The organism is Aquirufa rosea, assembly GCF_004118285.1.
Classification (GTDB): Bacteria; Bacteroidota; Bacteroidia; order Cytophagales; family Spirosomataceae; genus Aquirufa; species Aquirufa rosea.
The window spans coordinates 180,137-192,879 of sequence record NZ_SDHY01000004.1 but is presented as its reverse complement, the minus strand read 5'-3'; the positions used below and the strand labels follow the sequence as shown (position 1 = coordinate 192,879).

Sequence of the window (12,743 nt, the reverse complement as noted above, 5' to 3'; positions counted from 1 at the left end):
TTACTGTTCCTTATTTTCTTCCTCTAAACTTAAGCCTACTTCCAGTGCAATTTTATTTAGTATCGCCTCCACTGAATCCTCTTCCCGGAAAGTTATAGGTGGTCGAAACTCTACCTCCAATTGGGTATTCCGCTTTTTTAACAAGAGCCCTTTTTTATCAAAGGCTCGTCTAAATCCATTGATTCGCACAGGAACCACAATAGGGTTGGTGCCTTTAATCAAATGTGCCGTTCCTTTTCTCAATGGGGCAAATGCCTTAGTGGTTCCTTGAGGAAAACTAATTACCCATCCGAAACCTAGGCCTTTTTTGATTTTTTCCACCGCTTCTAAATCCACTTCCCTTTTCACATTTTCTCCCTTCGCTCTCCAAGATCTGTTGACCAAAATCGCACCCGCCTGAGCAAAAACCTTTGGTACTATGCCATCATCTTTCATGGTTTCTGCCGCCGCCACATAAAATAAATTGGACCGCGGTGCCAAAAGATATATGGGATAATTGACGGAGTTTTTAAATCCCCATTTGACAGAAAAAAAGATATGATACAAACATATCACATCCATAAAATAGGTCTGATGATTAGATAAAAATAAAACTCCTTTTTCTGGCAATTCCTCTAAGTATTCTGTTCCTTTAATTTTGGTTTTATTCGACATAACCAGTCGACTGTAGGTCAAAAAACCCAAAATCAACATGATGATGCGCTTAAATACAATAGGATTCCCAAAGGGGTCTCGCTCTCCAAGACCTAGGGTGTCCATCAATTGAAATAAACGCGTTAATTTGGATGCCATATTAAAATCCTCCGGATTTAGTTTTAGGTTTTGCTCCTGGAGTAGGTTTTGGTGCTACTTTAGATTTAGGCGCTGGTTTTTTAACAGGAGCATCTTGCCTATATAAGGTCAAAAACTTCTTTAAAAATGCCGCTTTCTCATCTCTTTCCGCTTCCACTACCCGAACTTCCCCTTCTTTTTTATCTTTCTTCTCATTTTTAACCGCCTCTCTGACAGCGGCTAAAAACTGATTGTCGGATGAATAAACTCCTAATTCACCATTAAAATAAGCAAAATAATACCAAAGATCTTCCGACAATTCCCAATAAGCATAAAACTCTTCTTTGCTAGGCTTTTTAATTACCTCCATATAGCCTTTTAAAGTACTATTGATATCCACAGGTCCCACATTGACCAATGGAATTCCTCCTACCGAATAAAAAGCACTCAAATTGGGTGACCATGCCCATTTAATGGATGAAAAATTGATAGACTTGGCAAACTCGGGTGAAACCTTATCTAAAGCCATGTGGTTTTGATCCATTTTAGACTTGATTGACTCGGGTATGACTTTCCCAAGAACTTGTTCAGCCCGTTTTAAATAATCATCCCGCTGTTCTGGTTCATCGGCAGAAACAGTATTTAACCCTTCCTCCAAATTATATTTCACGATTCTATCACCCATAACTTTTAAAATAGTAGGAGCAAATGGGAACTGCAAGCTGGTCCATGTATCTAACCTTGGGATCAAGGTATCCGTAGACATACTGATTTTACCAAATGACGTGAGCAACTTATTTCCTGTAAATAACTGAACGGCTCCCTCTGCCTCTAGTCGTTTTTCCTTAACATAAAGCTTCATGTCACTTTGCTTACCTTTTACTTGATAAAATTCTTTTTCCTCCAATACTTCGCCTTCTGCTGCATATAATACCGGATCTAAATCGTCGGATTGAGGTCCCAAAAATGTTGGATATAGTTTATTGTCGGCATTGATAAATATACCTGCAGTCACTGGCCTTCCCGCCTCATCACGTAAACTTGGGGTCAATTTCAAATTAGGAGATTCTCCTCCCACATTTTCAAACGGTATCCAAGCCGCTTTAAAATTAGATAGGCCAATCACCGGACGAATAAATCCTTTAAAATTCAAGAATTCTTGATTAGACTTAAAAAAGATTTCCCCTTTAAATTGCTGATGAGCAGAAAGAGCCAAAGGGACTTTTTCACTTAAAACAGCCTCCGCTTGAATGTATTTTTCCGCTGCTTTTTTGGCAGTGGCAGGTTCCTCTACAAAAGCAAAATTCCTCATTTTAATCTTCGTGCTATCACCTGAAGCCCTTGGCAACAAATACGTAGCTTCTCCTTTCCAGGAGTCTGCATTTGCTTCCGTTGCCTGCAAATCACTCAACACATGTCGATTATTATCAGGATCTAACAAAGCCCTCGCCGCCGTAAATGGTTTAAATTGGCCATCTTTTTGAATCGCAAATAATCCTTTTGCCGGAAATATGATGGCTGGACCTATTCCCACTTGTTTTACCCCTCCCAATTGCAATAACTGAGCTTTTAAATCATAATCTGCCGTGCTAGCTCGAATAATTCCTCGATCTGATTGAGCAATCTTCTTTTGCTTCATCGTCGAATCCTGATTAAACATAGTAGAATCCTGTGTCCATCTACTTAATTCAAAACCCGACTTTCCAGATAACTTAAACCGCTGGGCAGTCAAATCCCATGTAGCTTCCGATATGGTACTCTGATAACCAATAAATGGGAATAGTAAAGTACTGGTATCATCCGATATTGACTTGGATTTGTTTGCCCGCATAGTAACTTTCTGCGTCCCCATAACTGCCTCCACTGAAATGGATTGTGCATAAACAGATGGTTTAAACAAATTCATCTGCCTACCTATCTTCACGTCACTTAAATCACTTTGCCAAGCATTGGAACTAAACACAAAATTTTGCGAACTAAATACCCCATCTCCATAATAAATCTGCCCTTGTCCAAAAACCTTTTTTTGATGAAAACCCAGATTTCCTGCTAGTTGAATTTGATTATTGAACAAGCTAATTCTATTTTTCTCAGGATATATCCACAAACTATCCACCAAAGGATGCCATTGTAAATGATGAGCTCCGAAAGTAGCGGAAGGAAAAATGTTTTTCCCTTGATATACACTTATCAGCTTTCCCTCCGTTCCCTTTGCCACCAATGAATCGGGATAAAAGGTAGTGGTTTTGGTCTGAGAACTTAAACCCCAAATCGACAGATTACCAGAAGCATGTAATCCTTCTCGATCCATTAGTAGGCTTTCATTCAAGGTAAACCTGGCTTGATTTTTATAAATATCCAATGGACTTTTTACCGAATATTTAAATCCAAATGACTGATCTGGCATCAGTTCCAATTTCGTCTTCAACACCGGAAAAAGTCCATCTGAATAAAAACTACCATCAAATGTGATGTCTTTGGACAACAGACTGTCCAATTCAATTCGAGGAACCTTGAAATAATATTTTTTACTGTATAAACCAGCTGCTCGCCAAGGTTCGTCAAAATAGGTAGTCACTCCTTTAGGTATAATCAGTTTAGGATATGCGGCTACACCCAAGCGTCCCGATTTATTATTGGGCGGACTTAACTGCAACATACCCGACTCATACTTAAATTGGCCACCCAATTCGCGAGTACCTAGGGAGCCATCTTTCAAACGAGGCAGAAAAGTAATGGAATCAATTTTGGGGAAATTGACAGTAAAATCGGCAAAATTAAATTGAAAATTAGGCCCTCTAAATCGATAATTACCTACTTTAATCTCACCATGAAAATCAAAATCCCGTCCTTTCGTAAACACTACTTGTTTATTTATCGGAACAAAATTCGCTTTCAATGAGTCTGAAACGCGGATTTCATCGATCCCACGAACAATCAATTTTTGACTCCCAAGCTCCAAACTAATGTTGGCAGAGTCTTTATCAATTAAATCCGCAAATGAGGCCACATAAAATCGATCAAAATCCTTCTTTTCAAACTGAACTTGGGCATAATGTCTACCCATTTTAGTAAAGGAAATTTGATCTGTTTCTTCTTGATAATTAATATATCCCGCATCCCGATACATCATAAATCCTGACTTCAGGGAGGCATAATCTCGTTTATATTTGACAGCAATATCCCTCAAATAAATCTGTGTACTTTTTGTCTCAATGATTTGGTTATATAAGATTCTGAGGGGATTATAATTTAAAATACCTTGCAAAGCCGTTATTCTACTTTCATCAAAATAATCAAAAGATTCTATCCAAGCAGGAACTTGATTTTTACCAGACAATCTAAAAAAATCTATTTTTCTAAGCTGTGGATTTAAAATAGCTAAATCTGCCGAAATTCTAACCTGATGGTATGAATCTTCGAACAGCAATCGTTCCATAGGTCCACCTTCTATTTTCCTAATGTGCAACAATTCCTGGAGTGGATACCAATTCGCTCGGATAATTGGATGCTGTAAGGTATCTTTCGTCCCCATGTAGGCTACTAATTTACCTGAGGGAATGTTAACATTTCCTTCTGCACTTAGCCACATCAGTTTCGTGGTGATTTGGCCAATAACCTGTTTTTCTGACATTACTTGAAAATACGCCAATTCACTAGTAGAGGAAATCAAGCCTCGTTTCTCATTTAAAATCCAAAGGCGTCCGTTAGCTTTCCAAGATTTTTCTTGAATAGCCGTAGGCATCATATCGATGGATCTAAATTCAAAGGGGAACAAATTTGAATTAGATTTCCGCTTGATACTTATTTTCCCTTTACCTGCTAGATTTTTGTCAAATTGTACCCATTCTCCCTCTAGCCCGACTAACTGGCCCTTTTTAGGTAATATTTCAAAAGATTTGATTTTCCATGTGGCATCCAAATAACCCAAAATTCCGCCAGGCAATTCCGTTTCACTTCCTTTTCCAATTTTATTAACAACTGACCATTGAAAAGACTTAGACGTAAACATCAGGCTATCTCGCCCCGTTTTGTACATGATTTCTGGAAATTTCCAAAGTAATATGGGCCCTGCTGTTTTGGTCTCAACCAGCCAATTTTTATCCGCAGCATTGGGCGTAGGTATATCTGGAGAACCGGGTGCATCCCATCCGTCGTTGTCAGGACTTTTCTGACCCAAAGAATCTGCAAGAACTCCATCGGATGGCCAAGTAACTAAAAGCCTTCCCTTAACTTTCAATAAAATAGTTACCAAGCCTGGAATTTGTTGATTGTATTGCCAGTTTTCAACCGCCTCAGCTAAGGTTTGCGCCGTCTTAATGTCTTTTGTAGCCACTAATTTCTCCCAAACTTGGATGAAGCTCTTTAGAGCCTCAGCATCATCACTAAATTGTACAGTACACCGAATAAATAAATAGGCTAATTGAGGCGATTTGAAGCCCATAGTGGGCATCGACTTAAGCAGTTTTTCAAATTGGTTTTGTTCCGAGGCGTTAAGATTAACATATGGCCATTGGGACATCCATTGTTCGGCTATGGCAGGAGCTTCTTTATTTCGGCTCAACAACATCCAATTTTTTACTTCCGTAGAAAATTCCGTTTTTGAATCAGAAAATTTTTGTGCCTGAATGGATATCCCCATCCCGAACGTGACAAGCAAAAAGATAAAAATAGTCCGAAACATATTCTGCTAAACCAAGGGATAAGCCAGTAAAAATACATAAAAATTTAGGATATTTGCCGTAAATAAGCCCATTATGCAGAACGTACTTTCTCTATTTAATCGTATAAAAGCCTTTGTTTTTGATGTAGATGGAGTCATGACAGATGGACAAGTCCATGTGCTAGAAACGGGTGAACACTTCAGAAGTTTTTACATTCGTGATGGCTATGCCATAGAGAAAGCTAGACAAGCTAATTACCAGATGTGCGTGATTACAGGTGGTAGTCATCCTGGTGTTCAAAAACGTTTAGAAAATTTAAAATTTCAACATATTTATAGCAAATTAGGCGCTCAAAATAAGTCTCAAACGTTTGATCTTTGGTTAGAGGAAGTTGGGCTTCAAGAAGAAGAAGTCCTATACATGGGGGATGATGTACCCGATCTGGAAATTTTATCTAGACCTAAGATTCTAAGTACTTGTCCTTTTGACGCTATACCCGAAATTCATCAAGTGGTTAAATATGTATCTCCATTCAAAGGAGGCCAAGGAGCCGTAAGAGATGTCATTGAAAAAGTCATGAAGCTTCAAGGAAAATGGCCTAATTAACACAATCATATGGCACTTATATTAGCAGTAGAAGGAAAATCACCCCAATTTGGAGAACATGTATGGTTAGCTCCCAACGCTACCGTGGTAGGCCAAGTAAGTATTGGAAAACACGGTACTATTTGGTTTAATGCCGTCATTCGGGGGGATGTCAACCGAATTCAGATAGGAGATTATAGTAATGTTCAAGATGGCGCAGTCATTCATTGCACCTATCAGAAAACAGAAACCATCATTGGTAACTACGTTTCCATTGCTCATAATGCCATCATCCATGGCTGCACCATAGAAGATCGTGTATTAGTAGGTATGGGTGCCATCATCATGGATGGAGCCTACATAGAATCAGGAAGTATCATTGCTGCTGGGGCGGTGGTTACTCAAGGTATGAGAATTCCCGCAGGAAGTATTTATGCAGGTAATCCAGCTAAATTTTTAAAAGCCGTAAGTGAGGACGCTGCCGAAGTATTTATGCGTACAGCCATGAATTACGTCAAATATGCCAGTTGGTTTGATCAAGCCCAATAATCTATTCAGAATTCGAGCTTGTTTGTATTCGAAGTAATCCCTCCGCCAATGTTCGATCATTGGATAAACGTGGAACTTTATTCTGCCCCCCCAATTTACCTTCTGATTTCATATGCTGGATGAAAGAATCTTTTTCTAAAGCTTGGATAACCAAAGTTTGCAGAATATTGCCTTCGATTAAATCCTTATAATAGATATTTTGTCGCTGCATGGAGGCATCCAAGGTGGATTTGAACAATGCTAGATTCTCAGGCATCACATCAAATTCAATCAACCACTCATGGTGAGGTAAAAATCCATTCTGCGGGTTTACTTGAGGGGCCACTGTAAATTCCACTATTTTGGTTTCTGGACAAATCGCTATCGCTTCTCGCATGGCATGCTCTACTTCCTCTGCAATCACATGCTCCCCAAAAGCAGAAATAAAGTGCTTGATTCTACCCGTAACAACTATCCGATAAGGGTTCAATGAAACAAACTTAACCGTATCTCCAATGGAATATGCCCAAAGTCCGGCATTTGTAGTCATAAGTAAGGCATAATTCACCCATAATTTTACTTCAGACAAACAAAGACGTGTAGGCTTCTCGGAAAAATACGTGTCTGTAGGAACAAACTCATAAAAAATACCGGCATCCACCAATAAAAGCAGTCCTTCTTCTCCTGTTGAATCTTGAAAGGCAATAAATCCCTCTGAGGCAGGATAGGTTTCCACCACGTCTATTCCCCGACCTATGGACTCTATAATCTTTTCTCTATAGGGGTTAAAATTTACTCCTCCTGTCACAAATACCTGAAAATCAGGAAATAAATCACCGATCTTTTTCCCCGTTTCTGCCTCCAATCGATCAAAATACATTTGCACCCAAGGCGGAATTCCCGAAATCAAACCCATTCGTTGATCCTTCGTTTCTCGTACTATCTGAGATAACTTTTCTTCCCAATCCTCTAGGCAATTAGTCTCATAAGAAGGTAGTTGATTCGTTCTTAGATAGGAGGGAACATGATGATTCACAATGCCCGATAGCCTACCAGTGGGTATACCGTTTTTCGATTCTAATGTAGGGCTTCCTGATAAGAAAATAAGTTTTCTATCTAAAAATGCAGTATTTCCACTGTGATAAACATAATGTAATAAAGCATCTCTGGCTCCTGCAATATGAAAAGGCATCGACTCCGTACTTATGGGAATGTATTTGGCCCCTGAAGTGGTTCCCGAAGTTTTGGCAAAATAGGCCGGCTTTCCTGGCCATAAAATATTAGATTTCCCCGCTACTGCTTCCTCAATGTATGGCCTTAGTTCTTCATAATCAAAAATAGGAACTCGAGATTTATAATCGGTGTAATTTTTAATTTTTTCAAAACCATAAGCCCTCCCAAATAGCGTTGATTTCGCCTTATTCAAATTGGACTTTAACCAAAACATTTGCCTATCATGTACTTCAGAAGGGTTCAGCCGGTATTTATTGACCACCCAACGGGCAAATGGTTTAGCAAAAAATGAACGAATCCCCATAGCAATCTCTTAATTATCACTTAAAAATACCCTTGGGATCAGGCATTTTTTCCATGAGTTGCTGAGAAAAATTTAAATCCAATTGCGTCAAATCCAAAGCTCGACATTCATGGAAATAACTCCAGGCCAGCTCGTATTTTTCTTGCAAAAATGCCACCTGACTTTTCTTCATCCAAGCATTGGCATTGGTGGGATCCTCTTGTAAGGCTTGACTCAATAAAGCATCTACTTCTTCCAAAGTCCCACATGTCATGCCTTTTAAATAACAACTTAACTTCACAATAGCATAATCCACCCGCATCACGCTAAGCTTAGGATTGATTTGCAGGCCTTTTCCCAACAATTCAATTGAGGAAGGAAAATCCAATCGTTGAAAAGCAATTACACCCAAACCCCAATAGGCTTCTACACTTGTAGAATCTAAAGCATGAACAAGATTAAAGCGAAAAGTCGCTGTATCCAGTTTACCTTCTCCAACGTATTCCCAAGCCCTTTCAGATAAAAATTTTACTCCCTCTGCCCGGTTTGGAAAACTTTGATCCACACTGGTAATAATCTGATTCACCTCTTCCTGATCCTTTTTATTTAAAGGCTTTTTACCAAATAAAGCTTGGTAACGAGGTATTTTCACTAGAGAATCAGCGGGTGTAACAGCTAATACATGAGCTGAAATACATAATAATATGGCGATTAAATAGCCTTTTTTCCTTATCATCATAGCACAAATCTACCTTTTCTTTTTAATGGAGGATGTATTTGAGCGAAATTTTGAAGCACTTTTTGTTTTTCCTCGAGAAGATGACGTCTTGGATGAGGATTTTTGATTCGAATTAGTGGATGATTTAGGTCTTGACTTATGTTTCTTTTCATGAAATGCGCCTTTAAAATCAGGATCTTCTCTTTTGCGCTGATCATCCACAGCCCTCAACATATCTTGCCTCTCCAAGAAAGGTGTATCCTCCTCATAAATAGCTGATGGTAAGGGTTCTATGTCTATTTTTTGCTGAATAATAGATTCAATCTTCGCCCAATGGTAACGTTCAGCTAAGGTAACAAAGGTAATAGACTCTCCGATTTCAGCAGCTCTACCCGTTCTTCCAATGCGATGTACGTAATCTTCATAAATCAATGGAACATCAAAATTGATGACATGCGACACTTTGGGAATATCGATTCCACGGGAAGCCACATCGGTGGTTACCAACACCCTGACCAATCCTTCTCTAAATTGTTGCATGGCGTTGATTCGAGTATTCTGACCCTTATTAGAGTGAATCACACGAACCTGAGACTCCGATAATACTTTTCTGGCTAAATATTTTTCCACTTGATTGGCCACCTCTTTACTCCGACAAAAAATCATAACCCTTTCAAATTCAGGATTTTGCAGAAAATATTCTAATGCATTGATTTTTGTTTTCAAATTAGGCGCATCAAATACAAATTGCTTGACCTGACTCGCCGGCGTAGCCTGAGGAGTAATTTCAATTTTATGCGGAAATTCTAAAAATTCATGGGATAAATTTTCTACTCTTTCAGGAAAAGTGGCGGAAAACAAGGCGTTTTGACGTTTCTTATAGGGTATTACTTCCAAAATTTGGCGAATCTGTGGCATAAAACCCATATCCATCATTTTGTCTGCTTCATCCAGCACCAAATGCTTCAATTCCTTGACTACAATAACTTCCTTACGATAAAGCTCCAAAAATCTACCTGGAGTAGATACTAAAATATCAATCCCATTTTCTATCGCCTGAATCTGCGTTTTTGGGCCTAGACCACCATACAAGGCTAAAAACCTCAAATCAGTAAATTGAGCTAAATCCTGCATGACGGTGTAAATCTGCATGACAAGCTCCCGAGTTGGAGCTAAAATCAATGCGCGAGGATTTTGGCCTTGCGCATATTTACATTGCATAAGAAGCGGTAAAACATAGGCTGCTGTTTTTCCTGTTCCGGTTTGAGCAATTCCTAATACGTCGTGACCTCCAAGCAACAAGGGAATGGTCTTTTCTTGTATTGGTGTAGGACCATCATAACCCAGAGCATCACAAGCTCTTTGTAATTGAGGATTCAATCCCAAACTTAAAAAATCTGCCATTCTACCTAACATTTATCTATCTAACAAAGGTAGCTAAATTCATTCGATTAAATGGAAATACTGAGATGGCAGCCATTTGACATGTATCAAACTATTTCACTTATAATATTTCCCTAACTTTGAACTTGCTAATAAACAAATGGTGAAATCGAAAACCCGAATTTGGCTTTCTAGAATTGGCATGGGATTATCTATTTCATTCCTGGTAGGCTCAGCTTCCTCTCTTTTTTTATGGGGATTAGATAAAATTCAAATCTACCGATCTGAACATTTAGCCTTACTATATTTTTTACCTCTGCTGGGTGCCCTGTTCCAATGGATTGCCACCTCAGCAAATTCCGTCCATTCTTTAGGAACTAATGATCTCATCGATTGTATCAACGAGAAAAAAAATCATATCCCTGATTTATGGGGACCCTACATTTTAGTGAGTACTTGGTTAAGCCAACTGTTAGGAGCTTCCGTTGGAAGAGAAGGAACAGCTGTTCAAATGGGAGGGGTGGCAGCCCATCAATTTTCTAATTTACTCTCATTAGATAATGAAGAAAAAAAGATTTGGATAAGAGCTGGGATATCGGCTGGCTTCTCTTCTGTTTTTGGAACTCCCTGGGCAGGCTGTCTTTTTGGACTTGAAATTGCTACTGTAGGTAAATGGTCCTTCAAGTCCATCCTTCCCTGTATTTTTTCTGCCGTAGGGGCTAATTGGGTCAGTCTCCACGTGTGGAACACAAATCATGTCATTTATCCTACCGTTTTTTTACCAAGTATAAATCTGGCATTTTGGGCCAAATTGCTAATTATAGGGCTATTTTTAGGACTTTTAGGGCTTATATATACGCGCTTAGAATCCGCTATTTCAAAAATCTTTACCCATATACCTATCCATTTCATTCTCAAAGGCATTCTGGCAGGTGGTATTTTACTCATTGTTCTGTCTTTTCCATATTTCCATGAGAGCATTGGATTAGGATCTTCATTTTTACTCCGACCCTTTGAATCAAACGAAACAGCAAGCTTCGCGATTAGCAAAACGATTGCTACCACCTTAAGTTTGGGTTTAGGTTTTAAAGGGGGGGAAGCAACTCCCTTATTTTTAATAGGCGCCCATGCAAGTAGCGCTTTTCAAGAAATACTTTCTTGGCCTGCTCCATTTTTAGCTGCAATAGGTTTTACTTGCTTATACACCGGACTCGCCAAAACACCCCTTACATCCATTGCCATGGGAGTAGAATTATTCGGAACTGAGGCATGGTTCTGTTTCTTCATTTGTTGCCTCATCGTTATGTATATATCAGGCAAAAATGGTATTTTCAAAAAACAAGATTGGTCCAACTGGATTCCTAAACCTTTATATCCATAATGTTTCCATTACTCGTAAACCATTATTCAAGCTTTCAAGAAAATCGTATTACTCAGCGACGATTTCCAGAAGATTTATGGAATCAATTAGTTGAAGAATGGATAAAGAAAGGTCCGTTTAAAATCAGAAAATTAGGTGAAACTTTTGAAGGAAAACCCATTCAAGAGTTGCGCTTTGGAGAAGGTCCTACTCATATAGCTGTATGGTCACAAATGCACGGAGATGAAGCAACGGCCACCATGGCATTGGCCGATATTTTTCATTTTTTATCTCAAAGTGGAGATCATTTTGATAATTTAAGGAAAGAATTGCATCAGAAATTAAGTATTTTCTTTATTCCTCGCTTAAATGCAGACGGCGCCAATAAGTGGACAAGAGAGACTGCTCTGGGCATAGATATGAATCGTGATGCTCAAACACAAAACAGTCCTGAGGCAAAAATTTTAGCTCAGTGGTTACATGAAATTACGCCCTATTTTTCATTCAATCTACACGATCAAAACCGATTATATTCTGCAGGAAAAACACCACATCAAACTCACTTTGCTTTCCTTGCCACTACAGGTGATGAAGCGGGTACATGGACAGCCTCTAGAAAAAGAGCCGCGCAATTAGCCAATCGAATGGCAAAGCAATTAAGCCCAGTTTTTCAAAGGAAAATAGCCAAATGGTCAGATGATTTCGAACCTCGCGCATTTGGTGAATATGCCCAGGAAAAAGGATACGGTCTGATTTTGGTAGAATCTGGTGGGGCAGGTTGGGATCTAGAAAAACATACACTAAGAAAATTCCAGGCATGTCTCTTACTGGATTCCTTTTATGCGATATCTACTGGCTTTTGGCAAAATGAAACCATGGATCAATACCAAGCATTGCCAACCAATGAAAGGCAAATCTTTGATATTTTAATAAAAAATGCTCCACTAAACAGCCATGAGCCTATTTACAGAGCAGATATAGGTTTAAATATTGTAGAACGCGCTACAGAAAATGGCGCCATAGCTTACTCTTGGATCCTAGAGGACCTCGGAGATCTTAGTTCTTGGTATGGATTAACGGAAATTGACGGGGAACACTTACATTTGCATGCTGAAAAAGTACTGAAAAAAGAAGGTATTTATCATCAACTCGTATTGAAAAAAGATGGCGAAATCGTATTTGATTTGAGCCACTATACACAAAAAATTAATTCATAAT

General features: G+C 38.9%; 9 protein-coding genes. 4 read left to right on the top strand and 5 right to left on the bottom strand.

The genetic code is table 11. The features are described 5' to 3' along the window. Window positions 1–792: a lysophospholipid acyltransferase family protein gene (locus ESB04_RS08005; protein WP_129027210.1), complete on the bottom strand. Its 792-nt coding sequence runs from the start codon at window positions 790–792 to the stop codon at window positions 1–3. A 1-nt stretch (window position 793) separates the two neighbouring features. Then, window positions 794–5,413 (bottom strand): hypothetical protein, encoded by a 4,620-nt coding sequence (locus ESB04_RS08000; RefSeq protein ID WP_164969621.1) that lies wholly within the window; start codon window positions 5,411–5,413, stop codon window positions 794–796. A gap of 115 nt (window positions 5,414–5,528) precedes the next feature. On the opposite strand from ESB04_RS08000, the gene ESB04_RS07995 reads away from it, so the two are divergent. Continuing rightward, on the top strand, window positions 5,529–6,041 hold the full coding sequence (locus tag ESB04_RS07995; RefSeq protein ID WP_129027208.1) for a KdsC family phosphatase: 513 nt from the start codon (window positions 5,529–5,531) through the stop codon (window positions 6,039–6,041). Window positions 6,042–6,050: 9 nt separating this feature from the next. Then, window positions 6,051–6,569, top strand: a complete 519-nt coding sequence (locus tag ESB04_RS07990) for a gamma carbonic anhydrase family protein (RefSeq protein WP_129027207.1) — start codon at window positions 6,051–6,053, stop codon at window positions 6,567–6,569. Window position 6,570: 1 nt separating this feature from the next. Here ESB04_RS07990 and ESB04_RS07985 read toward each other — a convergent pair whose 3' ends face one another. The 3 genes from ESB04_RS07985 to ESB04_RS07975 are packed head-to-tail and all read right to left on the bottom strand — an operon-like array spanning window position 6,571 to window position 10,186. Further along, window positions 6,571–8,085 (bottom strand): GH3 auxin-responsive promoter family protein, encoded by a 1,515-nt coding sequence (locus ESB04_RS07985; RefSeq protein ID WP_129027206.1) that lies wholly within the window; start codon window positions 8,083–8,085, stop codon window positions 6,571–6,573. A gap of 16 nt (window positions 8,086–8,101) precedes the next feature. After that, window positions 8,102–8,803: a tetratricopeptide repeat protein gene (locus ESB04_RS07980; protein ID WP_129027205.1), complete on the bottom strand. Its 702-nt coding sequence runs from the start codon at window positions 8,801–8,803 to the stop codon at window positions 8,102–8,104. A 9-nt stretch (window positions 8,804–8,812) separates the two neighbouring features. After that, the gene (locus tag ESB04_RS07975; protein ID WP_205749492.1) at window positions 8,813–10,186 is read right to left on the bottom strand and encodes a DEAD/DEAH box helicase; all 1,374 of its coding nucleotides are present in this window, start codon (window positions 10,184–10,186) and stop codon (window positions 8,813–8,815) included. A gap of 139 nt (window positions 10,187–10,325) precedes the next feature. On the opposite strand from ESB04_RS07975, the gene ESB04_RS07970 reads away from it, so the two are divergent. Then, a complete protein-coding gene (locus ESB04_RS07970) occupies window positions 10,326–11,546 on the top strand; it encodes a chloride channel protein (RefSeq protein WP_129027203.1) in 1,221 nt (406 codons plus the stop codon). Continuing rightward, window positions 11,546–12,742 carry a M14 family zinc carboxypeptidase gene (locus ESB04_RS07965; RefSeq protein WP_129027202.1) on the top strand — a complete coding sequence of 399 codons (1,197 nt, stop codon included), beginning with the start codon at window positions 11,546–11,548 and terminating at the stop codon, window positions 12,740–12,742. The genes ESB04_RS07970 and ESB04_RS07965 overlap by 1 nt, the downstream gene beginning before the upstream one ends. The last annotated feature ends 1 nt before the right edge of the window (window position 12,743 follow it).

What these genes read in the sequence shown, in the direction of transcription:
- ESB04_RS07965 (WP_129027202.1), top strand. Translation starts at nt 11,546, where the DNA reads ATGTTTCCATTACTCGTAAACCATTATTCAAGCTTTCAAGAAAATCGT.
- ESB04_RS07980 (WP_129027205.1), bottom strand. Translation starts at nt 8,803, where the DNA reads ATGATGATAAGGAAAAAAGGCTATTTAATCGCCATATTATTATGTATT.
- ESB04_RS07975 (WP_205749492.1), bottom strand. Translation starts at nt 10,186, where the DNA reads ATGGCAGATTTTTTAAGTTTGGGATTGAATCCTCAATTACAAAGAGCT.
- ESB04_RS08000 (WP_164969621.1), bottom strand. Translation starts at nt 5,413, where the DNA reads ATGGGGATATCCATTCAGGCACAAAAATTTTCTGATTCAAAAACGGAA.
- ESB04_RS07995 (WP_129027208.1), top strand. Translation starts at nt 5,529, where the DNA reads ATGCAGAACGTACTTTCTCTATTTAATCGTATAAAAGCCTTTGTTTTT.
- ESB04_RS07985 (WP_129027206.1), bottom strand. Translation starts at nt 8,085, where the DNA reads ATGGGGATTCGTTCATTTTTTGCTAAACCATTTGCCCGTTGGGTGGTC.
- ESB04_RS07990 (WP_129027207.1), top strand. Translation starts at nt 6,051, where the DNA reads ATGGCACTTATATTAGCAGTAGAAGGAAAATCACCCCAATTTGGAGAA.
- ESB04_RS08005 (WP_129027210.1), bottom strand. Translation starts at nt 792, where the DNA reads ATGGCATCCAAATTAACGCGTTTATTTCAATTGATGGACACCCTAGGT.
- ESB04_RS07970 (WP_129027203.1), top strand. Translation starts at nt 10,326, where the DNA reads ATGGTGAAATCGAAAACCCGAATTTGGCTTTCTAGAATTGGCATGGGA.